Raw genomic sequence first — 26,443 nt, 5'->3', positions numbered from 1 at the left:
CTCAGCCAGTTCCACTCGAGACACCGCAGCCGACGGCCACCGCCGGGTGTCCTGGTGCGCCATGAAGGGTTGACGCAATGACGCCGAACGCCGCTTCCCCCTCCTCTGGTCCTTCCGGTCCGAGCCGGAGAAGCTTCCTCGCCTCCACGGCGGTCGCCGCCGCAGCGGTGGCGGGGGGCACGCCGTTGCTCGCCGCCTGCGGGGCGTCGGACAGCGGTTCGGGCGGGGGCTCCTCCTCGGGCAAGGACACCAAGAAGCTGCTGCCGTCCTACGTCGCCAACAACGTGGTGGCCCCGGACATCCCGGCGAAGAACGGCTCGGCGATCGGCTTCACCAGCAAACTCGACCTGGCGACCCTGAAGACCTCGGTCCCGAAGAAGCTCGGCAAGGGCGGCAAGGTCACCGTCATGTCGCCGTTCTGGGGCTCCCCGCCCAAGCAGGACAACGCCTACTACCAGGCGATGAACGCCCTGATCGGCGTCGACGTCGAGTGGCAGAACCAGGACGGCAACACCTACGACCAGAAGCTCGGCGCGGTGCTCGCCTCCAGCGACGTACCGGACGTCGTGGTCGTCCCGAACTGGAACATGGGCGGCAAGATACCCACCGCCATCATCAGCAAGTTCGCCGACCTGGGCCCGTATCTGTCGGGCGACAAGGTCAAGGACTACCCGAACCTCGCCGCCATCCCGACCGACGCCTGGCGGCGCTGCATCTTCGGCGGCAAGCTGCGCGGACTGCCGATGCCGTCCTCGTACGTGACCAACATCGTGCCCCTCTACCGCAAGGACGTCTTCGACAAGGAGGGCTACGAGGTCCCGCGCTCCGCGGACGAGTTCCTCTCCCTGGCGAAGGAGATCACCGACGCCAAGGCCAAGCGCTGGGCCTGCATGGACATGAAGTGGACCGCCTGGCAGATGTTCGGCGTCCTGTCCGGCAGCGAGAAGCCGCTCGGCTGGAACCTCGTCGACGGCAAGCTGATCAACCGCATCGAGACCGACGAGTACCTCGAAGCCCTGGAGTGGACCCGCAAGCTCTTCGCCGCCGGGGTCGTGCACCCCGACGCCAAGCTGGGCAAGAACGCCCCCGACCCGGGCCCCAAGTTCGCGGCCGGCGAGTTCCTGATCTACGCCCAGGACATCAGCCAGTGGTGGAGCCGCACCGCCGAACAGGCCACCCAGAACCCGGACTACAAGATCTGGGGCATGGACGTCTACGCCCACGACGGCGGCGACCCGCAGGTCTGGGCCGAACAGCCGGCCGGCATCTTCGCCTTCGTCAACAAGAAGGCCTCGGAGTCCGTCATCCACGACGTGCTGGCCGTCGCCAACGTCACCGCCGCGCCGTACGGCACCAAGGAGTACATGGCCACCAACTACGGCGTCGAGGGCACCCACTACACCGTCAAGGACGGCGTGCCCACCAAGACCACCCAGGGCAACAACGAGGTCCTCAACGCCTACGTCATGGTCGCGAGCCCCGCCGCCACCATCGCCCACCCCGACTTCCCCGACGTCGCCAAGGCGCAGGTCGAGTGGCAGCAGCGGATGGGCTCCTTCACCAGGAAGTCCAGCTTCTTCGGCCAGATGATCACCGAGCCGTCCCGCTACACCAACCTCATGAACGACTTCGAGACGTTGGAGGACGACATCACCCGCGGCCGCAAGAAGATCAGCGACATGCAGCAGGCCGTCTCCGACTGGAAGAGCAAGGGCGGCGACCAGCTGCGCGACTGGTACAAGAAGCTGCTCGACGACAACGGCTCGTCGGCGAGCTGACCCGGCACCGAGGCAAGGAGAACGGCCGTGTCCCACAGCACGGTGCCTCGCAGCAGGGCCGAGGCAGACGACAGCGCGGGGCGGACTCCGGTGGCGTCCGGCGGCGCCACCGGCACCCGCGGCAAGAAGGGGACCGGGAAGCTGAGCCTGCGCCTCAGATTCAGACGCGACCGCGCGCTGATCCTGATGACGCTGCCGGCGGTCCTGCTGATCCTGGTCTTCAACTACCTGCCGATCCTCGGCAACATCGTCGCCTTCCAGGACTACGACCCGTACGTCAGCGACAACGGCATCGTCTCCATGCTGCACAGCCCCTGGGTGGGCTTCGAGAACTTCCAGCGGATCTTCGCCGACTCGGCGTTCTGGGACGCGGTGAAGAACACACTGGTGCTGTTCTTCCTGCAACTCGTGCTGTTCTTCCCGATCCCGATCGCACTCGCGCTGCTCATCAACAGCGTGGTCCGGCCCCGGATACGGGCGATCTCCCAGGCGGTCCTGTACCTCCCGCACTTCTTCTCCTGGGTGCTGGTCATCTCCGTCTTCCAGCAGATCTTCGGTGGCGCGGGTCTGCTGTCGCAGCTGCTGAGGCAGCACGGCTACGACGGCCTCGACATCATGACCGACCCGTCGACCTTCAAGTTCCTGGTCACGGCGGAGGGCGTCTGGAAGGACGCGGGCTGGGGGATCATCGTCTTCCTGGCCGCGCTGGCTTCCGTGAGCCCGGACCTCTACGAGGCGGCGGCGATGGACGGGGCCGGCCGCTGGCGCCGCATCTGGCATGTCACGCTGCCCGCCCTGCGGCCGGTGATCGCCCTGCTGCTGGTGCTGCGCGTGGGCGACGCGCTGACCGTCGGCTTCGAACAGATCCTGCTCCAACGCGACGCGGTCGGCCCGGGAGCCGCCGAAGTCCTCGACACCTTCGTCTGGTGGAACGGCGTCCGCAACCAGGACTTCGGCTACGCGGCCGCCGCCGGTCTGATCAAGGGCGTGGTCAGCCTCGGCCTGGTCCTCGCCGCGAACAAAGTGGCCCATCTCATGGGCGAGCAGGGGGTGTACAAGAAGTGACCGCCGTCATCGACAAGCCTCCCGTACGGGAACCTTCCCGATGGGCCGCCCCACCCCGTCCGGCATGGGAGGAGGAGCCCGGCAGGGCTGGCCTGGCCGGCAAGGGTCTCGTGCTCGCCCTCGCCTGCCTGGCCATCCTCTTCCCCCTCTGGATCATCGTCGTGACCAGCCTCTCCTCACGGAAGACGATCGACGAGGCCGGCGGGCTGGTGATGGTGCCCAAGGGCATCACCTTCATCGCGTACAAAGAGCTGCTGAGCGGCGGCCAGGTCACCCGGGCCACGGTCATCAGCATCCTGATCACCGTCGTCGGCACGCTGTTCTCGATGGCCGTGTCGGTGCTGTGCGCGTACGGCCTCTCACGCATCGGCTCGCTCGGCCACCGCTGGTTCCTGATGCTGCTGCTGGCGACCATGTTCTTCAGCGCGGGCCTGATCCCGACGTACCTCCTGGTCCAGTCCCTGGGCCTGACCGACAGCTATCTCGCCCTGATCCTGCCGAGCGCGGTGAGCGTCTTCAACATCCTCGTCCTGCGCGGGTTCTTCATGGGCATCTCGCAGGAGCTGATCGACAGCGCGCACATCGACGGCGCCGGCGACTTCCGGATCCTGTGGCAGATCGTCATGCCGCTGTCGCGTGCGGTGCTCGCCGTGATCACCCTCTTCTACGCGGTCGGGTACTGGAGCGCGTGGTTCAACGCGTCCCTGTATCTCAACAACCAGGACAAGATGCCGCTGCAGAACGTCATGATCCAGCTGGTGCAGAAGCAGGAAGCCCCGGTGGGGCTGGGACAGGCGATCAAGACGGGGCAGCTGTCGGGGCTCGCGGTGCAGATGGCGGTGATGGTGATGGCGCTGCTGCCCGTGGCGGTGCTATCGCCGTTCGTCCAGAAGCACTTCAAGAAGGGGATGCTGACGGGGGCGGTGAAGGGGTAGCCGACGCCTTCTGACGGGGGTGGCGGGGGAGCGTCGGCGGCTGCGGGTGGTTCGTGGCCGATCGCGCCCACGCGGCGGAGCCGCACATCGATACAGCCCCGCGCCCCTGACGGGGCGCCACCGCGGTCGGCGCCTTTTGAGCTCACCCAGCCTGCGGGCAGTCGTGCCGCTGGGCGGCACGGGTGGGCGCGGGCGGCACCCTGCCAGCGCCGGTAAGCGTCCCCCCCGGCTCCAGCCCACCAATCCAACCCACGCCACCACGAGGTTCCCCATGCCCACCCTGAGCCGCAGAACCGTCCTCGCCGGCACCGCCGCTGCAACTGCTCTCACCGCGCTCCCGATCCCCGACGCCCTCGCGGCCGAGCCCCGCCCGCAGGCGTACCGCTGGCGCAACGCGGTGATCGGCGGCACCGGTTTCGTCACCGGTGTCCTCTTCCACCCCACCACCCCCGGCCTCGCCTACGCCCGTACCGACATCGGCGGCGCCTACCGCTGGGACACCCGCACCGCCCGCTGGACCCCCCTCACCGATCACCTCGGCTGGGACGACTGGAACCTCCTCGGTGTCGAGGCCCTCGCCGTGGACCCCGCCCACCCGGACCGGCTCTACCTCGCCCTCGGCACCTACGCCCAGTCCTGGGCCGGCAACGGCGCGGTCCTCCGCTCCGACGACCGCGGCACCACCTGGACCCGTACCGACCTCACCGTCAAGCTCGGCGCCAACGAGGACGGCCGGGGCATGGGCGAGCGCCTTCTCGTCGACCCGCGTGACAGCGACACCCTCTGGCTGGGGACGAGGCACGACGGACTGCTCAGGTCGACCGACCGCGGCGCCACGTGGGCGGCCGTCACCGGCTTCCCGCCCACCCCCGCCGCCTCCGGCCAGGGCGTCACCCTCCTCGTCGCCGTCGGCCGCGCCGTCTACGCCGGCTGGGGCGACGCCGACGGCAGCGCCACCGCCGTCAACCTGTACCGCACCACCGACGGGACCACCTGGGAAGCCGTCCCCGGCCAACCCGCCGGCACCTCCGCCAGGATCCCGGTCCGCGCCGCCCACGACCGGCACGCGCGCGAGCTGTACGTGACCTACGCCGACGCTCCCGGTCCCAACGGCCAGGCCGACGGCAGCGTGCACAAGCTCTCGACCGTCACCGGCCGCTGGACCGAGGTCACCCCCGTCCGCCCCGGCGGCGGCGACACCTTCGGCTACGGCGGGGTCGCCGTCGACGCCCGCCGGCCCGGCACCGTCGTCGTCTCGACGAACAACCGGTGGACGGCCGTGGACACCCTCTACCGGACCACCGACGGCGGCCGTACCTGGACGTCCCTGAAGGACGCCGCTGTCTTCGACGTGTCGGAGACTCCCTTCCTGAAGTGGGGCGGCGATCAGCCCAAGTTCGGGTGGTGGATCCAGGCCGTGGCCGTCGACCCGCACGACTCGAAGCACGTCGTCTACGGCACCGGCGCCACCCTCTACGGCACCCGCGACCTCGTCCACTGGTCCCCGCGGATCCGCGGTCTGGAGGAGACGTCCGTACTGCAGCTGGTGTCGCCCCCGGTCGGGGAGGCGCACCTGCTGAGCGGCTCGGGGGACATCGGCGTCCTGTACCACGAGCGGCTCACCGCGTCTCCGTCCCGCGGTATGGCCACGAACCCCGTGTTCGGGTCGGCGACGGGACTCGCGCAGGCCGCGGGCAGGCCGGCGTACGTGGTCCGTACCGGCTGGGGCGACCACGGCAACGGTGCCTTCTCGAACGACGGGGGCCGGACCTGGGCGCCCTTCGCCGCCCAGCCCTCCCTCGCCCACGACGCACCGGGGCCGATCGCCGCCAACGCCGACGGCGGCGTGCTGCTGTGGTCCTTCGTGCACTGGGACGGGACGAAGTACCCCGCCCACCGGTCGGACGACAACGGCGCCACCTGGACCGAGATCCCCTCCTTCCCGAAGGGCGCCACGCCGGTCGCCGACCCGGCCGACCCGACGCTCTTCTACGCATACGACACCGACACAGGAACGCTACAAGCCAGCACTGACAGTGGCCGGACGTTCACGGCGCGTGCCACCGGACTGCCCGCCGGGGACAGCCAGTTCCAGCTGGTCGCGGCCCCCGGCAGATCAGGTGACCTGTGGCTTAGCGTGAAGTGGAACGGGTTGTACCGGTCCATCGACGGGGGTGTGAGCTTCACCAAGGTGGCCAGCTGCTGGGCCGCCTACACTCTCGGCTTCGGCAAGGCCGCCGACGGCGCCGGCTACCCGGCGGTCTACCTCGTCGGCTCCACGGAGACCGTCACCGCCGTCCACCGCTCCGACGACGAGGCCGGGACCTGGACCCGCATCAACGACGACCGGCACCAGTGGGGCTGGACCGGGCAGGCGATCACCGGCGACCCGCGCGTGTACGGCCGGGTCTACCTCGCCACCAACGGGCGCGGCATCCAGTACGGGGAACCCGTCTGATGCCGAACCTCGCCGACGCCACCCGCGGCCGCATCCTCTTCGGCGGCGACTACAACCCCGAGCAGTGGCCCGAGGAGACCTGGCACGAGGACGTCCGGCTGATGAAGGCCGCCGGCGTCAACTCCGTGACCGCGGGCGTCTTCTCCTGGGCGAAGCTCGAACCCCAGCCGGGGGAGCGCGACTTCGGCTGGCTGGACCGGCTCATGGACCTGATGCACGGCAACGGCATCGGGGTCGTCCTCGCCACCCCGACCTCCGCGCCGCCGCCGTGGCTGGGCCGGCTGCACCCGGACACCCTGCCCCGGGACGCGGACGGCCGCACCGAGTGGTGGGGCGGCCGCCAGCACTTCTCGCACTCCAGCGCCACCTACCGCCGCTACGCCGCCGCCATCACCGAGGACCTCGCCGCCCGCTACGGCGGCCACCCGGCCCTCACCCTGTGGCACATCAACAACGAGTACTGCACCTTCGACTACGGCGACGAGGCGGCCGCCGCCTTCCGCCGCTGGCTGCGCGAGCGCTACGGCACCCTCGACGCCCTCAACTCCGCCTGGGGCACCGCCTTCTGGAGCCAGGGATACGACACCTGGGACGGCATCCTGCCGCCGCGCCACGCCCACTACATGAAGAACCCCACCCAGGTGCTGGACTTCCGCCGGTTCACCTCCGACATGCTCCTGGAGTGCTACGCGGCCGAACGCGACATCGTCGCCCGGCACACCCCGCACATCCCGGTGACCACCAACTTCATGCCGCTGTGGATCGGCCAGGACGCCTGGCGGTGGGCGGCGGAGGAGGACGTCGTCTCCGTCGACCTCTATCCCGACCCGCGCGATCCGCTGGGAGCGCAGCACGGCGCGCTCGTCCACGACCTCACCCGCTCCCAGGCGCGCGGTTCCTGGATGCTGATGGAGCAGGCCGCCGGGCCGGTCAACTGGCGCGGGGTGAACCACCCCAAACCCCGTGGCCTCAACCGTCAGTGGTCCCTTCAGGCCGTCGCCCGGGGCGCGGACGCCGTCTGCTACTTCCAGTGGCGGCAGTCCCGGCAGGGCGCGGAGAAGTTCCACTCCGCGATGGTGAGCCATGCGGGGGCGGAGGGCCGTACGTACCAGGAGGTCAAGCGCCTCGGCGCCGAACTCGCCGCGATCGGCGATGAAGTGATCGGAAGTCAGATCACCTCGGACATCGCCGTCCTCCACGACTGGCACTCCTGGTGGGCCGGCGCCCACGAAGGCCGGCTCTCCACCGAGGTGGACCTCCCCGACGTGCTGCACGCCTGGCACCGCGCCCTCTGGGAGGCGAACCTCACCACCGACTTCGCCCACCCCGAACACGACCTGTCCGCGTACAAGGTGGTGGTCGTGCCCCAGCTGTACCTCCTCACCGACACCGCCGTCCGCAACCTCCTCGGCTACGTCCAGGGCGGTGGCACCCTGGTCAGCGGCTTCCTGACCGGCGTCGCCGACGAGGACGACCGGATCCGCCCCGGCGGCATGGACGCCCGGCTGCGCGACCTGTTCGGCATCCGCACCCTGCACGAGTGGTGGCCGCTGGACGCGGGGGAGAGCGTCGGGTGCGAGGGCTTCCGGGGGACCCTGTGGTCGGAGGAGATCGAGGCCGCTCCCGGGGTCTCCGAGACCGTGCCGTACCGGGGCGGGGAACTCGACGGGCTGCCCGCGGTGCTGCGCAACGGGCGCGCCTGGTACCTCTCCACGCTCCCCGAACCGGAGGCGCTGCGGGAGCTGCTCGGCGGGATCGCCGCGGGGGCGGGAGTCCGTCCGGTGCTCGACGGGCTGCCGACGGGGGTCGAGGCGGTGCGCAGGGGTGAGCTGCTGTTCCTGTTCAACCACGGGCGCGAGGCCGTGAAGGTGCAGGTCCCGGGGCCGCACCGGGACGTGCTGACCGGTTCGGCCGTCACCGGCGCGGTCACCCTCGACCGCTACGGAGTGGCGGTGCTCAAGCCATGACCACCACCGGACCCGTGCACGGAACCTGGGAGCCCGCCCCGGCCGCCCGCTGGGAGGACGCCTTCCTGAGCGGCAACGGCCACCACGGCGCCCTGGTGTTCGGTGATCCGAACGACGACCATGTCATCGTCACCCAGCACACCCTCGTCCGCCCGAACGGCGGCGAACACGCCCGTCCGCCCCGCCTGGCCGCCGAACTCGCCACCGTGCAGGACCGGTTGCTCGCGGGCGACCTCCAGGCCGCCGAGAGCTTCACCGACGGCCGCGCTCTGCAGTGGGTCCAGCCCTTCCATCCGGCCTTCCGGATACGGCTGCGCAGGCCGGAGGGCCGGACGGACGGCTATCGCCGGACCGTCGACTTCAGCACCGGCGAGGTCGTCGCCACCACCGCCGACCGGACCAGCCGCCTCTTCGTCTCCCGCGCCGACGACGTGATCGTGCAGCAGGTCGGCACCGGCCACCTCGACATCGCCCTCGACCACCGGCTCCCGGGCGCCCCGCCCGGCCTGGGCATCGGACACGGCGCTCTCCGCACCCCCGAGGGCGCCCTGCTCAGCCTCCGCGCCCGCTACCCCGACAGCGACCGCGCCTACACCGGTGTCACCCTGGTCGCCGTCACCGGCGGCAGTACCGAACTCGTCCCGCCCGGCGTCCGCGTCACCGGCGCCGACTCCGTCCTCCTCCTCACCCGGGTCCGCCGCCACACCGGCGAACTCGACGTGACCGCCGAGGCGCGCGAGCTGCGCACGCTGCTCGACGACGGGCTGTCGTACGACGCCCTGCTCGCCCGGCACCTCGACCTCCACCGCACCGCCTACACCCGCGTCACCCTCGACCTGGCCGCCGATCCCGCCGAACGCGGCCTGCCTGGCTCCGAGTTGCTGAAGCGCACCCGCGGCACCGCCCTCCTGGAGCGGCTCTTCGCCGCCGGCCGCTACCACCTGCTCTCCTCCTCCGGCCTCAACCCGCCCCGCCTGACCGGACTGTGGACCGGCGAGTGGAACACCGCCTGGTCCGGCGCCTTCACGAACGACGCCAACCTCAACCTCCAGACGGCCTCCGCGCCCGCCGCCGCACTCCCCGAAGTCACCGACGCCCTGGCTTCTCTGATCCAGCGTCAGCAGGGCGACTGGCAGGAGAACGCCCGTACGGTCTTCGGCGCCCGGGGCATGGTCGCCCCCGCGCACACCGACGGCGAGTCCGGGCTCTCGTACCACTTCAGCCGTGAGTACCCGCTGCACCTGTGGACGGCAGGCGCCGACTGGCTGCTCAAGCCGCTCGTCGACCACGACGAGATCCGCGGCGCGCGCGATCCGCGTACGGCCGCACTGCTCGCCCAGGTCGCCACGTTCTACGAGGACTTCCTCACCCGGACCGACGCCGACGGCCGCCTGGTGATCGTGCCGTCCTACTCACCCGAGAACCGGCCGGCCAACGGCAGCTGGGGTGCGGTCGACGCGGCGATGGACCTCTCGGCCGCCCGGCACGCCCTGCGCACGGCCGCCGACTACCACCCGGGCCCGGCCGCCGACCGCTGGCGCGCCCTCGCGGACCGGCTGCTCCCGCACCGGATCAACGCCGACGGCGCCCTCGCCGAATGGGCCTGGCCCGGCCTCCAGGACACCTACGACCACCGCCACCTCAGCCACCTCTACGGCGTCTGGCCGCTCGACGAGATCACGCCCTACGACACCCCGGAGCTGGCCGCCGCCGCCCGTCGTGCGCTCGAACTGCGCGGAGCCGAGAACGACTCGGCGCACGGACACCTCCACCACGCGCTGGTCGCCGCCCGGCTGCGGGACGGCGAACGGGTCGCCGCCGCCCTCGGCCAGGTCCTGGACGGCGACTTCTTCCACGCCTCCCTGATGAGCGCCCACTACCCGAACCGCGACGTCTACAACGCCGATGCCGCGCACACCCTGCCCGCCGTACTGATCGAGGCCCTCGTCCAGTCGACCCCGGACCGGCTGGTCCTGCTCCCCGCACCCCCGGCCGCCCTCGGCCGGGGCCGGCTGACCGGAATCCGCACCCGGTTCGGAGCCGAACTCGACCTCTCCTGGACCCCCGGCGGTGCGCGAGCCGTCCTGAAGCCGCACCGGACGCTCCGTATCGGCCTGTGGACTTCCTCCGGCACCCAGCCGCTCGACCTCGTCGCCGGAGAAGACCACGTCCTCACCCTGGGGACGTGGTAGCCACCCGCACCTCCCCCCACCCATGGAAGGGACACCATGGCATCACGCACGTATCGCAGGGCCGCCACGGCCCTGATCGCCCCCGCGCTCGCCCTCGGCGCCACCGTCGGCCTAGCCTCGGCGCCGGCCTCGGCCGCCGTCTGGAGCTCCTGCGACCAGTGGGGCAACACCACGCTGAACGGCTACACCCTCTACAACAACATCTGGGGCTCCGGCGCCGGCACCCAGTGCATCTGGGCCAACTCCGGCACCAACTGGGGCGTCACCGCCAACCACCCCAACACCGGCGGCATCAAGTCGTACCCCAACTCCAAGAAGGTGATCAACAAGACGATCACCTCGCTCACCTCGCTGACCAGCAGCTACAACGTGACCGTCCCCTCGTCCGGCGCGTACAACACGTCCTACGACATCTGGGACACCGGATACGCCAACGAGATCATGCTCTGGGTCAACAAGACCGGCGCAGTCGGCCCGCTCGGCACCTCGCAGGGCTCGCTCACCCTGGGCAGCAACACCTGGACCGTCTACAAGGGCAACAACGGCGCGAACAACGTCTATTCGTTCATCCGGAGCTCCAACTCCACCTCCGGCACGATCGACATCCTGCCGATCCTGAAGTGGATCAAGGACACCAAGGGCTGGTTCGGCAACGTGACCATCGGTGACGTGCAGTTCGGCTACGAGATCACCAGTTCGTCCGGTGGGCTGAACTTCACCACCAACAGCCTCACCGTCAGCAGCAGCTGAGCCGGACGGGCCGGCCCCGCGCGCGTCGCGGGGCCGGCTCCCGCGCGGTCACGCCCGGTCGACCTCCGCGCGCAGCGCGTTGTAGTCGGCGAAGGCACTGTCGACGTCCGCGCGGCCGAGGCCGTAGCGGGCCAGGTCGTAGCTGTGCACGCGGGTGCCCCTGGGGCGGGCGGCGACCGCGGGGAGGCGGGCCGCGTCGGCCTCGGTCCAGCGGGCGCCGACGGCCGCGTAGAGCTTCGGGGCGCCCGCGGCCGGGTCGGCGCCCAGCCAGGTGTACGGCACGTCCACCAGTGCCTCGCGAGGGATGCGCGCACGGGCGGCCAGGCCACGGGCGGCCGAGCGGCTGAGCAGCTCCAGCCAGGTGGCGCCGATCCAACTCAGGTCGATCGGGCGGGTGTTGACCGCCATACCGTGCTCGACCAGGCTGCAGAACGAGGCCACGGCGGTGGCCGGATCGCGGTGCGTCCACACGATCGTGGCGTCCGGGAAGACCGCGCGCAGCGCGTCCAGGTTCTCCAGGTGCAGCGGGGACTTCAGCACCCAGCGGCGGCGCGGGCGGCCGTACTGGAGCACCTGGTAGATCTGCTTGAGGTACCGGTAGTCGGGCCCGAAGTCATGGCTCTCGTGCCAGGGCAGGTACTCCGGGATCACGGCCTGGGACAGCGGCATCACGGTGTGCGGCAGTGCGAAGGTGCACTCCTCCGGCCCCTCCGGACGCAGGTTGTGGATGTGGCGGAAGCCCGGGGCGAAGAGGTTGATCCCGCCGACCAGGTGGCGGGCGGTCGTGATGGCCTTCTCCCGTTCCGCGGGGTCGATGTCGAGGCCGGGGGTGAGCAACTCCCAGAGCAGCGGGCAGCGGTGGTCGGCGGAGAGGGACAGCACGCTGTGGGTGAGCGTGGTGGCGGTGCGGGGCAGGCCCACCACGAACACCGGCCGGTCGACCGGCTCCCGCTCGATCCCGGGGTGCTCGGCGAGCAGCCGGCGGACCCGGGCCCGGTTGGCGAGGTGGCGGCCGATGTGGGCGCGCGCCGACAGCCAGCCGACGGGGGTGAGGCGCTCGGCGCCGGACCAACATCGCAGCAGGTGACGGAAGTCGTCGGCGAACGGCTCGTCGCCCGCCGCCGGGCCGGCCGCGTCGAGCAGCCGCTCGAAGGCCCGGTCCGGTGTCCGGCGGGCGCGGTAGGAGGGTCTGAGCAGCAGATTGGCGAGCGCGAGGGGGAGCGGTCCTAAGGACACGGCAACGGGACCCTTCGTGGGGGACAGGGAGAGGGGATACCTACTACCCCCTCCAACTGCCCCACCACACCGCTGAGTTGAGACATTAACCGGCCGGTAACCGCAGTCTGCCGGTGCTACTCCGCGACCGGCAGTTCCGCCCCGTCCCGCAGGAACAGCGGGATACGGTCCAGCGGCGCGTCCACCGTCACCGCCGTACCGCCCTCGTACGACTCACCGGTCCACGCGTCCGTCCACCAGGCGCCCGCCGGCAGATACGCCGTCCGGGCCGTGGCGCCCGCCGTCAGCACCGGCGCCACCAGGAGGTCCCGGCCGAACAGATACGTGTCGTCGACCGTCCAGGCAGCCTGGTCCTGCGGGAACTCCAGGAACAGCGGCCGCATCACCGGCAGACCCTCCTCGTGGGCCTCCCGCATGACCTGGAGGACATACGGCCGCAGGCGCTCGCGCAGCCGCAGGTACTTCTCCAGGATCGCGCCGGCCTCCGCGCCGTAGGACCACACCTCGTTGGGACCGCCGGTCATGTCGGGGCCCAGCTCCATGCCCGGGTCGCGGAAGCCGTGCAGGCGCATCAGCGGGGACAGCGCGCCGAACTGGAACCAGCGGACCAGCACCTCGCGGTAGGCCGGGTCGTCCGGGTCGCCGCCGTGGAAGCCGCCGATGTCCGTGTTCCACCAGGGGATACCGGACAGCGCCGTGTTGAGGCCGGCCGCGATCTGCCGGCGCAGGGTCGCGAAGTCGGTGCCGATGTCTCCGGACCACAGCGCGGCGCCGTAGCGCTGGCTGCCGGCCCACGCCGAACGGTTGAGGGTGAGGACCTCCTCGCCCTCTGCCCGCAGGCCCTCGTGGAAGGTGCGGGAGTTCTCGGCGGGGTAGCTGTTGCCGACCTCCAGGCCCGGGCCCGTCCAGTAGCGCAGGTTCTCCTGGAAGCCGGGCTTCAGCTCGGGTTCGCAGGCGTCCAGCCAGAACGCCGTGATGCCGTACGGATCGAGGTAGTTCTCCTTCACCCGCGACCACACGAAGGCGCGGGCCTCGGGGTTGGTGGCGTCGTAGAAGGCGACCTGGACGGTCGACGCCACCTCCTTGTCCGGCCAGTCGGCGTGCGCCATCGGGCCGTACTGGGTGCCGATGAAGTAGCCGTGCTGCTCCATCACCGGGTGGTTCTCGGACAGCGGGGACACCGACGGCCACACGCTCACCACCAGCTTGACGCCCAGCTCGGCCAGTTCCCGGACCATCGCGGCCGGGTCGGGCCATTCCTTCGGGTCGAACTTCCAGTCGCCGAGATGGGTCCAGTGGAAGAAGTCGCAGACGATCGCCGAGAGGGGCAGCGAGCGCCGCTTGTACTCCCGGGCCACGGCGAGGAGTTCGTCCTGGGTGCGGTAGCGCAGCTTGCACTGCCAAAAGCCCGCCGCCCACTCCGGCAGCATCGGCGAACGGCCGGTCACCGCGCTGTAGTTGCGCTGACCGTCGGCCGGATCGCCGGCGGTGATCCAGTAGTCGAGCTGGCGGGCCGAGTCGGCCACCCAGCGGGTGCCGTTGCCGGCCAGTTCGACGCGGCCGATCGCGGGGTTGTTCCACAGGAGGGTGTATCCGCGGCTGGAGACCAGGACCGGGACCGTGACCTCGGCGTTGCGCTGGACCAGGTCGAGGACCAGGCCCTTCTGGTCGAGGCGGCCGTGCTGGTGCTGGCCCAGGCCGTACAGCCGCTCGCCCTCGTAGGCGGCGAACCGCTGCTCCAGCCGGTGGTGGCCGTTGCCGACGGCGGTGTAGAGGCGCGAGCCGGGCCACCAGAAGTGGGCGCGCTCCTCGGCCAGGATCTCCGAGAGGTCGTCGGTGCGCAGGAACCGGACCAGGCCCTCGGCGGACACCTCGACGGTCAGGCCGCCGACCGTCAGCCGTCCTTCACCGTCGGCGATCTTTACCGTCGATCCGGTGGCCGGCGGCTCGTCGAGCAGGGCGCCCGGCAGGCCGTCGAGGACCGGCCCGCCGAGCCGGGCACGCACCCGGACCGCGTCCGGCCCCCACGGCTCGATCCGCAGCGTCTCCTGACGTCCGCTCCACTCCAGGGCACCGTCCCGCTCACGGAACGTGCCGACGGTGGGGGAGGACTGCGCGAGGCTCACCTTGGGCGGTGCCACGGCGGACTGGATTTCGGCAGGCTGATTCACGAGGCGTGCTCCTGAATGAGTGCAGACATGGGGGTGCCCCGGCAGGGCGGTGCGGGGCAGTGCGGAAGAGCGGGGTGGGTCAGGACCCGGCCGGCGCCGGGCCCGTGCTCGCCCGCACCGTCAACTCGGGCGCGATCAGCACGACGTCGTCACCGCCCCGGCCGTCCAGCTTGGCGACCAGGTGCTCCACGGCGTACCGGCCCATCTCCTGGGCGGGGATGGCGACCGACGTCAGCCGCACCGAGGCCTGGACGGCGACCTGGTCCGGGCAGATCGCGACCACGGACACGTCCTCGGGCACGGCCCGGCCCTGCTGGCGCAGCAGCGCGAGCAGCGGCTCGACCGCGGACTCGTTCTGGACGACGAAGCCCGTGGTGCCCGGGCGTTCGTCGAAGATCCGGGCGAGGGTGACGGTCATCGCGTCGTACCCGCCCTCGCACGGCCGGTGCAGCACCCGAAGCCCCAGCTCCCGGGCCCGGGACCGCAGTCCGTCGAGGGTGCGTTCGGCGAAGCCGGTGTGCCGCTCGTAGACCGCCGGCGCCTCGCCGATGACAGCGATGTCGTGGTGGCCGAGCTTCGCGAGGTGCTCCACGCACAGCGCGCCGGTCGCCCCGAAGTCGAGATCGACGCAGGTCAGCCCGGTGGTGGAGGCGGGCAGACCGATGAGCACGGAGGGCTGGTCGGTCCCCCGGAGCAGCGGCAGCCGTTCGTCCTCCAGCTCCACGTCCATCAGGATCATCGCGTCCGCCAGCCCGCTGCCGGTGACCCGGCGCACCGCGTCCGGCCCCTCCTCGCCGGTGAGCAGCAGGACGTCGTAGCCGTGCGTGCGGGCCGTGGTGGCCACGGCGATCGCGATCTCCATCATCACCGGCACGTACATGTCCGTACGCAGCGGGATCATCAGCGCGATGATGTTCGAGCGGCTGCTGGCCAGGGCACGGGCGCCGGCGTTCGGGTGGTAGCCCAGCTCCCGGATGCTCTGCTCGACCCGCTGCCGGGTGGTGGTGGAGATGGACCGCTTGCCGCTGAGGACATAGCTCACCGTGCTCGCCGAGACTCCGGCGTGCTGGGCGACCTCGGCGAGGGTGACCATCCAGCTCTCCAAGTTTTGTGAAGCGCTTCGACAGTGCGCGTTGCTGACAAGGGTGGGTGAGGGTGGTTCGACAGTAGCTTCAGTGGGGGTGGGTGTCCATAGGCTGTCGAAGCGCTTCGACAGCTAATTGACGACACGCCCTCGGCAACCTTTCGGAGGGGCGGCGGCCACAGAGAGGTCGTACGGCCGTCAGACGGGTCGTACCCCGAACCGTCCCCCGGAAGGACCCCTCGATGCAACACCGCAGACCGCGCCTGTCCACTACGGCGAAGTCGCTGCCGGCCGCCTCGGTCGCGCTTGCGGCCGCCGCGGGTGTCACCGTGGCGCAGGCCGGCGAGTCGAGCAGGAAGTGCACCGCCTTCGACACCGTCACGCTCGGCAAGTAGGGCAGCGAGGTCTTCAAGGGCTCGGGCCGTCTGGACACCACGGCGTACTCCGTCGACATCGGCTGAGACCCCCTCGGGGGACGGCCGGCCCGGGTGACCCGATCGGACCGCGAGGACTGGTGGGGGCGGCCCGTTTCGGGTACCAACGATCCAGTAGCACTGGTCGGTACCGAACGGTCCACAACACTCCCTTTTGCGGCGAGGTGAGCCCCAATGTCCGCCCCCACCACCAAGAAACCCACCGTCACCGAGCGGGAAGCCCGTCAGGTGGCGGAGGCCGCCCGGGAACAGGACTGGCGCAAGCCCAGCTTCGCCAAGGAACTGTTCCTCGGGCGCTTCCGGCTCGACCTCATCCACCCGCATCCGCTCCCCGCGGACGAGGACGTGCGCCGCGGCGAGGAGTTCCTCGCCCGGCTGTCCGAGTTCTGCGAGACGAAGATCGACTCGGCCCGCATCGAGCGCGAGGCACGCATCCCCGACGAGGTCGTCTCCGGCCTCAAGGAGATCGGCGCCCTCGGCATGAAGATCGACACCAAGTACGGCGGCCTCGGACTCACCCAGGTCTACTACAACAAAGCCCTCGCCCTGGCCGGTTCCGCGAACCCGGCGGTCGGCGCGCTGCTCTCCGCCCACCAGTCGATCGGCGTCCCGCAGCCGCTGAAGATCTTCGGCACCCAGGAGCAGAAGGACGCCTTCCTGCCCCGCTGCGCCCGCACCGACATCTCCGCGTTCCTGCTCACCGAACCGGACGTCGGCTCGGACCCGGCCCGTCTGGCCACCACCGCCGTACGGGACGGGGACGACTACGTCCTCGACGGGGTGAAGCTGTGGACCACCAACGGCGTGGTCGCCGACCTCCTCGTGGTCATGGCCCGCGTCCCCAAGTCCGAGGACGGCAAGGGCGGTATCACCGCCTTCGTCGTCGAGGCGGACTCCGCGGGCATCACGGTCGAGAACCGCAACGCCTTCATGGGCCTGCGCGGCCTCGAGAACGGCGTGACCCGCTTCCACCAGGTCCGGGTCCCGGCCGCCAACCGCATCGGCCCCGAGGGCGCGGGCCTCAAGATCGCCCTCACCACCCTCAACACCGGCCGGCTCTCCCTCCCCGCGATGTGCGTCGGCGCCGGCAAGTGGTGCCTGAAGATCGCCCGCGAGTGGTCGGCCGTCCGGGAGCAGTGGGGCAAGCCGGTCGCGCTGCACGAGGCGGTCGGCTCCAAGATCAGCTTCATCGCGGCGACCACCTTCGCCCTGGAGGCGGTCGTCGACCTGTCCTCCCAGATGGCCGACGAGAACCGCAACGACATCCGCATCGAGGCCGCCCTCGCCAAGCTCTACGGCTCCGAGATGGGCTGCCTGATGGCGGACGAGCTGGTCCAGATCCGCGGCGGCCGCGGCTTCGAGACGGCGGAGTCCCTCGCGGCGCGCGGGGAACGCGCCGTCCCCGCCGAGCAGCTCCTGCGGGACCTGCGGATCAACCGCATCTTCGAGGGCTCCACGGAGATCATGCACCTGCTGATCGCGCGCGAGGCCGTGGACGCCCACCTCTCGGTCGCGGGCGACCTCATCGACCCCGACAAGTCCCTCCAGGACAAGGCGAGGGCGGGCGCCAATGCGGGCGTCTTCTACGCCAAGTGGCTGCCGAAGCTGGTCGCGGGTCCGGGGCAACTCCCGACGTCCTACGCCGACTTCAAGCACGGCGTGGACCTCTCCCCGCATCTGCGCTACGTCGAGCGGCACGCCCGCAAGCTCGCCCGGTCCACCTTCTACGCCATGTCCCGCTGGCAGGGCCGGATGGAGACCAAGCAGGGCTTCCTGGGCCGGATCGTGGACATCGGCGCGGAGCTGTTCGCGATGAGCGCGGCCTGTGTGCGCGCCGAACTGCTGCGCCGCCAGGGCGACCACGGCCGCGAGGCCTACCAGCTCGCCGACGCGTTCTGCCGGCAGGCCCGGGTCCGCGTCGACGAGCTGTTCACCCGCCTGTGGTCGAACACCGACGACCTGGACCGCAAGGTCGTCAAGGGTGTGCTCGGCGGCTCCTACGAATGGCTGGAGCGGGGGATCGTCGACCCGTCGGGCGAGGGCCCGTGGATCGCCGACGCGACCCCCGGACCGTCGCAGCGTGAGAACGTCCGCCGCCCGCTGAAGTAGCGATTCAGCAGTACTTGTCGCTCGGGTCCCGCGTCGTCCAGGAGCAGGAGTCGACCTTGGTGCCGGTCGCCTTGGTCAGCGTCGCCGTGTCGCTGGTGTTGTTCCACACATAGGCGCGGCGGTTCTGGAACTTGTCCGACGCGGTGTCCGTCCCCCGGCCGGTGTGCACCTTCATCGTCTTGTGGGCGCCGATCTTGATGTTCTTGAAGACGTAGCGGTGGTTCGAGGCGTCCTTCAGGACCCAGCCCTTGATGGAGACGGCCGAGCCGCCGGTGTTCTTGATCTGCACCCACTCGGCGTTGAGGCTCGTGTTGGAGCGGTTGTCGCTGCCCGGGCTGTCGAACCACACACGGTAGATGGTCACGCCGCCGGCGGCCTGCGCCGGGGTGCTGAGCAGGGTGCCGGTGAGCAGCGCGGCGCCCGCGAGCGCGGGCAGGGCAGCACGTATGCGCACAGTACGCATGGAGAGATCCCCCCAGGATGTCTTCCGGTCGGGTCGGCCCGTCGCCGACCCGACAGAAGTGTTATCACATGATCTTCACGTGAACCTCACAAGGGGAATGACGCTTCATACGGCGCCAAGAACTGATAAGGCACCCGCGTGAGGGACGCGCTGTCCTCCGGGCCGCCGGTTGCGGCAACAATGGGGGGATGACCGACAGTCCTGCCAGTCCGGCCCCCCTCGCCGACCCGCACCTCGTGTACGACCCGCTCGCGGGCGACGGCCCCAAGGACGTGGTGATCCTCGGCTCCACCGGATCCATCGGCACCCAGGCCATCGACCTCGTCCTGCGCAACCCCGACCGCTTCCGGGTCACCGCCCTGTCCGCCAACGGCGGCCGGATCGCCCTCCTCGCCGAGCAGGCGCACGGGCTGCGGGTACGGACCGTCGCGGTCGCCCGCGAGGACGCCGTACCGGCGCTGCGCGAGGCCCTGACCGGTCTCTACGGCTCCGGCGAGCCGCTCCCCGAGATCCTCGCAGGACCCGACGCGGCCACCCACGTCGCCGCCTCCGACTGCCACACCGTCCTCAACGGCATCACCGGCTCCATCGGCCTCGCGCCGACCCTCGCCGCCCTGGAGGCGGGCCGCACCCTCGCGCTCGCCAACAAGGAGTCGCTGATCGTCGGGGGACCGCTGGTCAAGGCGCTGGCCAAGCCCGGCCAGATCATCCCGGTCGACTCCGAGCACGCGGCGCTCTTCCAGGCACTGGCGGCGGGGACGCGGGCCGACGTCCGCAAGCTCGTCGTCACGGCGTCCGGGGGGCCCTTCCGGGGCCGCACCAAGGCCGACCTGGCCCGGGTGACCGTCGACGAAGCGCTCGCCCACCCCACCTGGGCGATGGGGCCGGTCATCACGATCAACTCGGCCACCCTGGTCAACAAGGGACTGGAAGTCATCGAGGCGCACCTCCTCTACGACATTCCCTTCGATCGGATTGAGGTGGTCGTGCACCCGCAGTCGTATGTCCACTCGATGGTCGAGTTCACGGACGGATCCACGATCGCGCAGGCGACGCCCCCCGACATGCGGGGGCCGATCGCCATCGGTCTCGGCTGGCCCGAACGGGTCCCGGACGCGGCCCCCGCCTTCGACTGGAGCAAGGCCTCCACCTGGGAGTTCTTCCCACTGGACAACGAGGCCTTCCCCTCCGTGAACCTCGCCCGGCACGTCGGTGAGCTCGCGGGGACCGCCCCGGCGGTGTTCAATGCGGCCAACGAGGAATGCGTCGAGGCGTTCCGGAGCGGTCTGCTGCCCTTCAACGGGATCATGGAGACCGTCACCCGGGTCGTCGAGGAACACGGAACTCCTCGTACGGGAACTTCGCTCACCGTGCCGGACGTACTCGAAGCGGAGACCTGGGCCCGGGCCCGGGCCCAGGAACTGACAGCACAGACGGCGACCGCGGAGGCGCGTGCATGACAGCCCTGATGATGATCCTCGGCATAGTCGTCTTCGTGATCGGCCTGCTGATCTCGATCGCCTGGCACGAGCTGGGACATCTGTCCACCGCCAAGCTCTTCGGCATCCGCGTCCCGCAGTACATGGTCGGCTTCGGCCCGACCATCTGGTCGCGGCACAAGGGCGAGACCGAGTACGGCTTCAAGGCCATCCCGGCCGGCGGCTACATCCGGATGATCGGCATGTTCCCGCCGGGCGCCGACGGCCGGATCACCGCACGCTCGACCTCCCCCTGGCGCAGCATGATCGAGGACGCCCGCTCGGCCGCCTTCGAGGAGCTCCAGCCCGGCGACGAGACCCGCCTCTTCTACACGCGCGCCCCCTGGAAGCGCGTGATCGTGATGTTCGCGGGCCCCTTCATGAACCTGATCCTCGCGGTGGCCCTGTTCCTCACGGTCCTGATGGGCTTCGGCATCTCCCAGCAGACCACCACCGTCAGCTCGGTCTCCCAGTGCGTGATCGCCCAGAGCCAGAACCGCGACAGCTGCAAGAAGACCGACGCCGCCTCCCCGGCCGCCGCCGCGGGCCTGAAGGCCGGCGACAAGATCGTCTCCTTCAACGGGGTGCGGACCACCAGCTGGAACCAGCTCTCCGACCTGATCCGCGCGACCCCCGGCAAGGACGTCGCCATCGTCGTCGACCGCAAGGGCCAGGACGTCACCCTGCACGCGAAGATCGCCACCAACCAGGTCGCCAAGAAGGACTCCAGCGGCCAGATCGTCCAGGGCCAGTACGTCACCGCCGGCTTCCTCGGCTTCAGCGCCGCCACCGGCATCGTCCGCCAGGACCTCGGCCAGTCCGTGACCTGGATGGGCGACCGCCTCGGCGAGGCCGTCGACTCCATCGCGGGCCTGCCCGGGAAGATCCCGGCGCTGTGGGACGCGGCCTTCGACGGCGCCCCCCGCCAGCCGGACTCCCCGATGGGCGTGGTCGGCGCGGCACGGGTCGGCGGCGAGATCTTCACCCTCGACATCCCGCCCACCCAGCAGCTGGCCATGGCCCTGATGCTGGTGGCCGGATTCAACCTCTCCCTGTTCCTCTTCAACATGCTCCCGCTGCTCCCGCTGGACGGCGGCCACATCGCCGGCGCCCTGTGGGAGTCACTCCGCCGCAACCTGGCAAGGGTGCTCCGCCGCCCGGACCCCGGCCCCTTCGACGTGGCGAAGCTGATGCCGGTGGCCTATGTGGTGGCCGGCGTGTTCATCTGCTTCACCTTGCTCGTCTTGGTGGCCGATGTGGTTAACCCCGTGAAAATCTCGTAGCCATACGACGTTCGAAGCGGCCCGGAACACTGTGTTCCGGGCCGCTTCCATTGAGTGGGTTTACCCGTAGGGGATGTGCTCGCGCCTGGCCCGGTGCCGTAATCTCGGAGTCTGGAACCCGCTTTCGACGGGACCTGGACCTAGATCCACGACTTGGGGTTGCACAGCAGATGACTGCGATTTCTCTCGGCATGCCGTCCGTTCCGACCAAGCTCGCCGAGCGCCGGAAGAGCCGGCAGATCCAGGTCGGCTCCGTGGCGGTCGGCGGAGACGCCCCGGTCTCGGTCCAGTCGATGACCACGACCCGTACGTCGGACATCGGCGCCACCCTCCAGCAGATCGCCGAGCTCACCGCCTCCGGCTGCCAGATCGTGCGGGTGGCCTGCCCCACCCAGGACGACGCCGACGCCCTCGCCACCATCGCGAAGAAGTCCCAGCTCCCGGTCATCGCGGACATCCACTTCCAGCCGAAGTACGTCTTCGCGGCCATCGAGGCCGGCTGCGCCGCGGTCCGGGTCAACCCCGGCAACATCAAGCAGTTCGACGACAAGGTCAAGGAGATCGCGGCGGCCGCCAAGGACCACGGCACCCCGATCCGCATCGGCGTCAACGCCGGCTCCCTGGACCGCCGGCTGCTCCAGAAGTACGGCAAGGCGACCCCCGAGGCCCTGGTCGAGTCGGCCCTGTGGGAGGCGTCCCTCTTCGAGGAGCACGACTTCCGGGACATCAAGATCTCCGTCAAGCACAACGACCCGGTCGTGATGATCGAGGCCTACCGCCAGCTCGCCGCCCAGTGCGACTACCCCCTCCACCTCGGTGTCACCGAGGCCGGCCCGGCGTTCCAGGGCACGATCAAGTCGGCCGTCGCCTTCGGCGCCCTCCTCTCCCAGGGCATCGGCGACACGATCCGCGTCTCGCTCTCCGCGCCTCCGGTCGAGGAGGTCAAGGTCGGCAACCAGATTTTGGAGTCCCTCAACCTCAAGCAGCGCGGCCTGGAGATCGTCTCCTGCCCGTCCTGCGGCCGCGCCCAGGTCGACGTCTACAAGCTGGCCGAGGAGGTCACGGCCGGCCTGGAGGGCATGGAGGTCCCGCTGCGCGTCGCCGTCATGGGCTGCGTCGTGAACGGCCCCGGCGAGGCCCGCGAGGCCGACCTCGGCGTCGCCTCCGGCAACGGCAAGGGCCAGATCTTCGTCAAGGGCGAGGTCATCAAGACCGTCCCCGAGTCCAAGATCGTCGAGACCCTCATCGAGGAGGCCATGAAGCTGGCCGAACAGATGGAGGCGGAGGGCGTGGCGTCGGGCGAGCCTTCGATCTCGGTGGCGGGCTGAGGAAGCCCTCGGCCGGCGGGGAGGGTTCTCCGCCCCCGCCGCCCATACCTGTCCCATCCTGAAGGGGCCGCGCCCCTTCGACCCCGCCGGGTCCTCCGCTCCGAAAGGGGTGCGGGGCTGCAATCGACATGCGGCTACCGCCGCGTGAGCGCGACCAGCCACACACGGCCCCTGGGCTCCGAGACGCTGGAGCGTCGGGGAGGGGCCGGGGCGGCAGTCCCCAGGGGCGGAGCCGCAGCCGGCGACTGCTTCACCGCACACGGGGCGGCACGGCCAAGCTTCCGCAGGTACAGTGCGGAGATCAGCAGAACCCGTCAGTGTGAGGCCCCGCACGTGTTGACGCAGACCACCTCTCGGGTGCTCGAACCGAGTGACCTGGACGCCGCGCTCGCCGTACTCGACCGCGAGCCGGTCACGAACGCCTTCGTGACCTCACGCGTCCAGGTGGCCGGCCTCGACCCCTGGCGTCTCGGCGGCGAGATGTGGGGCTGGTACGAGGACGGCATGCTCACGTCCCTCTGCTACGCCGGCGCCAACCTGGTCCCGATCTGCGCCACCCCGCGCGCGGTCCGCGCGTTCGCCGACCGCGCCCGCCGGGCCGGCCGCCGCTGCTCCTCCATCGTCGGCCCCAGCGAGGCCACCGCCCAGCTGTGGCGCCTCCTGGAGCCGCACTGGGGCCCCGCCCGCGACGTTCGCGCCCACCAGCCCCTGATGGTCACCGACCGGATGCCCGCCGACATCGCCCCGGATCCGTACGTCCGCCGCATCCGCAAGGACGAGATGGAGGCGATCATGCCGGCGTGCGTGGCGATGTTCACCGAGGAGGTGGGCGTCTCCCCGCTGGCCGGTGACGGCGGCCTCCTCTACCAGGCGAGGGTCGCCGAACTCGTCGGCTCCGGCCGCTCGTTCGCCCGGCTCGACGACAGCGGCAGGGTGGTCTTCAAGGCGGAGATCGGCGCGGCGACCCCGGACGCCTGCCAGATCCAGGGCGTGTGGGTGGCCCCCGAGTACCGGGGCATGGGCCTGGCGGCCCCCGGCATGGCGGCGGTGCTGCGCTACGCCCTGGCCGACGTGGCCCCGATGGTCAGCCTCTACGTCAACGACTTCAACACGGCGGCGAGAAGGACGTATCTGCGGGTGGGCTTCCAGGAAGTCGGCGCGTTCATGAGCGTTCTGTTCTGACCGTTCTCCGGCGACAGGCGCCAGCGCAGCAACCGGAACCTCCCTGTACCCTCCCCACATGGACCTCGTGATCGGCTCCCTGGACCTCTCCTCCCACGTGGACGAGGCCCTGGCAGTCCAAGCGATCGCCTTCGGCCTGGGCCCCGACGAGGTAGCCGTACGCCGCCAGATCGTCGTCCGCCATATGCAGTACCCGGGTGCCAGAGCCCTCGGTGCGACCGCCGACGGCCTGCTCGTCGGCTTCGTCTACGGCATGCCGAACAGCCGCACCCACTGGTGGTCCACCGTCGTCGAGCCCTATCTGCGCGCCCAGGGCCACGCCGACTGGCTCGACGACTCCTTCGTGATCACCGAGCTGCATGTGCATCCCCGCCACCAGAACCGCGGCATCGGCCGCCGGCTGATCACGACGATCACGGACGGCGCCGCCGAGTCCCGCTCGATCCTCTCCGCGATCGACACCGACAGCCCGGCCCGCGGCCTCTACCACTCCCTCGGGTATGCCGACCTGGCCCGCCAGGTCCACTTCCCGAGCGCCCCCAAGCCGTACGCCGTGATGGGTGCTCCGCTGCCGCTGCTCCGCCGTTAGCCGTTAACGGATTTCCACCGGCACAGCAGGCCCGGCTAACCTCCTAGCCATCAACCTTTCCCGGCAGGAGTACGAGAACCATGGCGAACGCACCGGTCCAACGCATGTCCCAGTTGATGGCGAAGACGCTGCGTGACGACCCGGCGGACGCCGAGGTCCTCAGCCACAAGCTCCTCGTCCGCGCCGGCTACGTCCGCCGCACGGCGGCCGGCATCTGGTCCTGGCTGCCCCTCGGCCTGAAGGTGCTGTCCAACATCGAGCGGGTCGTCCGCGAGGAGATGGACGCGATCGGCGCCCAGGAGGTGCTGCTCCCGGCCCTCCTGCCCCGGGAGCCGTACGAGGCGACCGGCCGCTGGGAGGAGTACGGCGCCGAACTGTTCCGCCTCCAGGACCGCAAGGGCGGCGACTACCTCCTCGGCCCGACCCACGAGGAGATCTTCACCCTGCTGGTGAAGGACCAGGCGTCCTCCTACAAGGACCTGCCGGTCATCCTCTACCAGATCCAGAACAAGTACCGGGACGAGGCCCGTCCGCGGGCCGGCATCCTGCGCGGCCGCGAGTTCCTGATGAAGGACTCCTACTCCTTCGACCTGGACGACGACGGCCTCGCCCACTCCTACGCCCTGCACCGCCAGGCCTACCAGCGGATCTTCGAGCGCCTCGGCCTCGACTACCGCATCGTCGCCGCGACCGCCGGCGCGATGGGCGGCTCGAAGTCGGAGGAGTTCCTGGCCCCGGCCGAGGCCGGCGAGGACACCTTCGCCGACTGCCCGAACTGCGACTTCGCGGCCAACACCGAGGCGATCGCCTACGAGTTGAAGCCGGTGGACGCGTCCGGCGTGCCCGCTCTCGAAGAGATCCCGACCCCGGACACCCCGACCATCGAGACCCTCGCCGCCCACCTCGGTGTCCCGGCCTCCGCCACCCTGAAGAACCTCCTGGTGAAGGTCGACGGCGAGATCGTGGCCGTCGGCGTACCGGGCGACCGCGAGGTCGACATGGGCAAGGTCGAGGAGCACTTCGCCCCGGCCGCCGTCGAGCTGGTCACCGAGTCCGACTTCGCCGGCCGTCCCGACCTGGTCCGCGGCTACGTCGGCCCGCAGGGCCTGGGCGAGAAGGTGAAGTACATCGCCGACCCGCGGGTGTCCCCGGGCACCTCCTGGATCACCGGCGCCAACAAGGCGGGCACGCACGCCAAGAACGTGGTGTCCGGCCGTGACTTCGAGGTCGACGAGTACGTCGATGTCGTCGTCGTGCTGGAGGGCGACCCCTGCCCGAAGTGCGGCACCGGTCTCAAGCTGGACCGCGCCATCGAGATCGGCCACATCTTCCAGCTGGGCCGCAAGTACGCCGACGCGCTCAAGCTGGACGTCCTCGGCCAGAACGGCAAGCCGGTCCGCGTCACCATGGGCTCCTACGGCATCGGCGTCTCCCGCGCCGTCGCCGCCCTCGCCGAGCAGACCGCCGACGAGCACGGCCTGGTCTGGTCCCGTGAGGTCGCCCCGGCCGACGTCCACGTCGTCGCCGCCGGCAAGGCCCTGCAGATCGAACTCGCCCTGGACGTCTCCGAGAAGCTGCGGGCGGCCGGGCTGCGCGTCCTGGTCGACGACCGGGCCGGGGTCTCCCCGGGCGTGAAGTTCACGGACGCCGAGCTGATCGGCGTGCCGCAGATCCTGGTCGCGGGCCGCCGCTCCGGCGAGGGCGTCCTGGAGCTCAAGGACCGCAAGACGGGCGAGCGCGAGGAGCTGACGGTGGACGAGGCGATCGCCCGCCTGAGCGCGAACTGACCCAACTCCCCTCGCAGCGGCCGCCGGTGAAACACCCGCGGCCGCCCCTGGTTCTCAGGTTAATATCAGGCCTTTATTAACAACACTAATGGGGTATCAAAAGCTTAATACAGGCCGGTTCCCCAACGGGAAGTGTTTCAGAGAGTAACGGAGG

The 26,443-nt window shown here is 70.4% G+C and carries 19 protein-coding genes; 15 read left to right on the top strand and 4 right to left on the bottom strand.

Features of this window, described 5'->3' with window-relative positions:
* The first annotated feature begins 77 nt into the window (after positions 1-77).
* The 7 genes from ACFWXC_RS39550 to ACFWXC_RS39520 all read left to right on the top strand — a co-directional run bounded on the left by ACFWXC_RS39550 (position 78) and on the right by ACFWXC_RS39520 (position 11,145).
* Positions 78-1,778: an extracellular solute-binding protein gene (locus ACFWXC_RS39550; RefSeq protein WP_384486711.1), complete on the top strand. Its 1,701-nt coding sequence runs from the start codon at positions 78-80 to the stop codon at positions 1,776-1,778.
* Positions 1,779-1,805: 27 nt separating this feature from the next.
* Positions 1,806-2,843, top strand: coding sequence for an ABC transporter permease (locus ACFWXC_RS39545; RefSeq protein WP_384486709.1), 1,038 nt, complete (start codon positions 1,806-1,808; stop codon positions 2,841-2,843).
* Positions 2,840-3,778 carry a carbohydrate ABC transporter permease gene (locus ACFWXC_RS39540; RefSeq protein ID WP_384486707.1) on the top strand — a complete coding sequence of 313 codons (939 nt, stop codon included), beginning with the start codon at positions 2,840-2,842 and terminating at the stop codon, positions 3,776-3,778. The genes ACFWXC_RS39545 and ACFWXC_RS39540 overlap by 4 nt, the downstream gene beginning before the upstream one ends.
* A 271-nt stretch (positions 3,779-4,049) precedes the next feature.
* Positions 4,050-6,236 carry a 1,4-beta-glucanase gene (locus tag ACFWXC_RS39535; protein ID WP_384486705.1) on the top strand — a complete coding sequence of 729 codons (2,187 nt, stop codon included), beginning with the start codon at positions 4,050-4,052 and terminating at the stop codon, positions 6,234-6,236.
* The gene (locus tag ACFWXC_RS39530; protein WP_384486703.1) at positions 6,236-8,203 is read left to right on the top strand and encodes a beta-galactosidase; all 1,968 of its coding nucleotides are present in this window, start codon (positions 6,236-6,238) and stop codon (positions 8,201-8,203) included. Before ACFWXC_RS39535 ends, ACFWXC_RS39530 begins: the two co-directional genes overlap by 1 nt.
* The gene (locus tag ACFWXC_RS39525) at positions 8,200-10,395 is read left to right on the top strand and encodes a glycoside hydrolase N-terminal domain-containing protein (protein WP_384486701.1); all 2,196 of its coding nucleotides are present in this window, start codon (positions 8,200-8,202) and stop codon (positions 10,393-10,395) included. The genes ACFWXC_RS39530 and ACFWXC_RS39525 overlap by 4 nt, the downstream gene beginning before the upstream one ends.
* A gap of 36 nt (positions 10,396-10,431) precedes the next feature.
* Complete coding sequence (locus tag ACFWXC_RS39520) at positions 10,432-11,145, top strand: hypothetical protein (protein ID WP_384486699.1); 714 nt, start codon at positions 10,432-10,434, stop codon at positions 11,143-11,145.
* 48 nt (positions 11,146-11,193) lie between these two features.
* Here ACFWXC_RS39520 and ACFWXC_RS39515 read toward each other — a convergent pair whose 3' ends face one another.
* From ACFWXC_RS39515 to ACFWXC_RS39505, 3 genes are all read right to left on the bottom strand, one after another.
* Positions 11,194-12,381 (bottom strand): sulfotransferase family protein, encoded by a 1,188-nt coding sequence (locus ACFWXC_RS39515; protein WP_384486697.1) that lies wholly within the window; start codon positions 12,379-12,381, stop codon positions 11,194-11,196.
* Between the two features lie 116 nt (positions 12,382-12,497).
* Entirely contained in the window at positions 12,498-14,552 is a 2,055-nt protein-coding gene (locus ACFWXC_RS39510) for a TIM-barrel domain-containing protein (RefSeq protein WP_384486695.1), read from the bottom strand.
* Positions 14,553-14,631: 79 nt separating this feature from the next.
* The gene (locus ACFWXC_RS39505; protein WP_384486693.1) at positions 14,632-15,645 is read right to left on the bottom strand and encodes a LacI family DNA-binding transcriptional regulator; all 1,014 of its coding nucleotides are present in this window, start codon (positions 15,643-15,645) and stop codon (positions 14,632-14,634) included.
* Between the two features lie 233 nt (positions 15,646-15,878).
* Here ACFWXC_RS39505 and ACFWXC_RS39500 point away from each other — a divergent pair, with 233 nt between their 5' ends.
* Together ACFWXC_RS39500 and ACFWXC_RS39495 are read left to right on the top strand one after the other, a co-directional pair.
* A complete protein-coding gene (locus ACFWXC_RS39500; protein ID WP_384486691.1) occupies positions 15,879-16,031 on the top strand; it encodes a hypothetical protein in 153 nt (50 codons plus the stop codon).
* Positions 16,032-16,244: 213 nt separating this feature from the next.
* Positions 16,245-18,179 (top strand): acyl-CoA dehydrogenase family protein, encoded by a 1,935-nt coding sequence (locus ACFWXC_RS39495; protein ID WP_384486689.1) that lies wholly within the window; start codon positions 16,245-16,247, stop codon positions 18,177-18,179.
* Between the two features lie 4 nt (positions 18,180-18,183).
* Here ACFWXC_RS39495 and ACFWXC_RS39490 read toward each other — a convergent pair whose 3' ends face one another.
* Positions 18,184-18,642 carry a lamin tail domain-containing protein gene (locus ACFWXC_RS39490; protein WP_384486687.1) on the bottom strand — a complete coding sequence of 153 codons (459 nt, stop codon included), beginning with the start codon at positions 18,640-18,642 and terminating at the stop codon, positions 18,184-18,186.
* 188 nt (positions 18,643-18,830) lie between these two features.
* Here ACFWXC_RS39490 and dxr point away from each other — a divergent pair, with 188 nt between their 5' ends.
* From dxr to ACFWXC_RS39460, 6 genes are all read left to right on the top strand, one after another.
* Positions 18,831-20,102, top strand: coding sequence for a 1-deoxy-D-xylulose-5-phosphate reductoisomerase (gene dxr / locus ACFWXC_RS39485; protein ID WP_384486685.1), 1,272 nt, complete (start codon positions 18,831-18,833; stop codon positions 20,100-20,102).
* Between the two features lie 8 nt (positions 20,103-20,110).
* Positions 20,111-21,403 carry a M50 family metallopeptidase gene (locus tag ACFWXC_RS39480; RefSeq protein ID WP_384486787.1) on the top strand — a complete coding sequence of 431 codons (1,293 nt, stop codon included), beginning with the start codon at positions 20,111-20,113 and terminating at the stop codon, positions 21,401-21,403.
* Between the two features lie 170 nt (positions 21,404-21,573).
* Entirely contained in the window at positions 21,574-22,731 is a 1,158-nt protein-coding gene (gene ispG, locus ACFWXC_RS39475; RefSeq protein ID WP_384486683.1) for a flavodoxin-dependent (E)-4-hydroxy-3-methylbut-2-enyl-diphosphate synthase, read from the top strand.
* Between the two features lie 333 nt (positions 22,732-23,064).
* Positions 23,065-23,913, top strand: a complete 849-nt coding sequence (locus ACFWXC_RS39470) for a GNAT family N-acetyltransferase (RefSeq protein ID WP_384486681.1) — start codon at positions 23,065-23,067, stop codon at positions 23,911-23,913.
* 58 nt (positions 23,914-23,971) lie between these two features.
* A complete protein-coding gene (locus tag ACFWXC_RS39465; protein WP_384486679.1) occupies positions 23,972-24,502 on the top strand; it encodes a GNAT family N-acetyltransferase in 531 nt (176 codons plus the stop codon).
* An 80-nt stretch (positions 24,503-24,582) separates the two neighbouring features.
* Positions 24,583-26,289, top strand: coding sequence for a proline--tRNA ligase (locus tag ACFWXC_RS39460; RefSeq protein ID WP_384486677.1), 1,707 nt, complete (start codon positions 24,583-24,585; stop codon positions 26,287-26,289).
* The last annotated feature ends 154 nt before the right edge of the window (positions 26,290-26,443 follow it).

Source organism: Streptomyces sp. NPDC058683 (assembly GCF_042716195.1).
Lineage (GTDB): Bacteria > Actinomycetota > Actinomycetes > Streptomycetales > Streptomycetaceae > Streptomyces.
This window is presented reverse-complemented; position numbering and strand designations above follow the sequence as displayed.

Coding starts and splice junctions, on each gene's coding strand:
- ACFWXC_RS39550 (WP_384486711.1), top strand. CDS start 78: ATGACGCCGAACGCCGCTTCCCCCTCCTCTGGTCCTTCCGGTCCGAGC.
- ACFWXC_RS39535 (WP_384486705.1), top strand. CDS start 4,050: ATGCCCACCCTGAGCCGCAGAACCGTCCTCGCCGGCACCGCCGCTGCA.
- ACFWXC_RS39530 (WP_384486703.1), top strand. CDS start 6,236: ATGCCGAACCTCGCCGACGCCACCCGCGGCCGCATCCTCTTCGGCGGC.
- ACFWXC_RS39525 (WP_384486701.1), top strand. CDS start 8,200: ATGACCACCACCGGACCCGTGCACGGAACCTGGGAGCCCGCCCCGGCC.
- ACFWXC_RS39520 (WP_384486699.1), top strand. CDS start 10,432: ATGGCATCACGCACGTATCGCAGGGCCGCCACGGCCCTGATCGCCCCC.
- ACFWXC_RS39505 (WP_384486693.1), bottom strand. CDS start 15,645: ATGGTCACCCTCGCCGAGGTCGCCCAGCACGCCGGAGTCTCGGCGAGC.
- ACFWXC_RS39500 (WP_384486691.1), top strand. CDS start 15,879: ATGCAACACCGCAGACCGCGCCTGTCCACTACGGCGAAGTCGCTGCCG.
- ACFWXC_RS39495 (WP_384486689.1), top strand. CDS start 16,245: ATGTCCGCCCCCACCACCAAGAAACCCACCGTCACCGAGCGGGAAGCC.
- ACFWXC_RS39490 (WP_384486687.1), bottom strand. CDS start 18,642: ATGCGTACTGTGCGCATACGTGCTGCCCTGCCCGCGCTCGCGGGCGCC.
- dxr (WP_384486685.1), top strand. CDS start 18,831: ATGACCGACAGTCCTGCCAGTCCGGCCCCCCTCGCCGACCCGCACCTC.
- ACFWXC_RS39480 (WP_384486787.1), top strand. CDS start 20,111: ATGATGATCCTCGGCATAGTCGTCTTCGTGATCGGCCTGCTGATCTCG.
- ispG (WP_384486683.1), top strand. CDS start 21,574: ATGACTGCGATTTCTCTCGGCATGCCGTCCGTTCCGACCAAGCTCGCC.
- ACFWXC_RS39465 (WP_384486679.1), top strand. CDS start 23,972: ATGGACCTCGTGATCGGCTCCCTGGACCTCTCCTCCCACGTGGACGAG.
- ACFWXC_RS39460 (WP_384486677.1), top strand. CDS start 24,583: ATGGCGAACGCACCGGTCCAACGCATGTCCCAGTTGATGGCGAAGACG.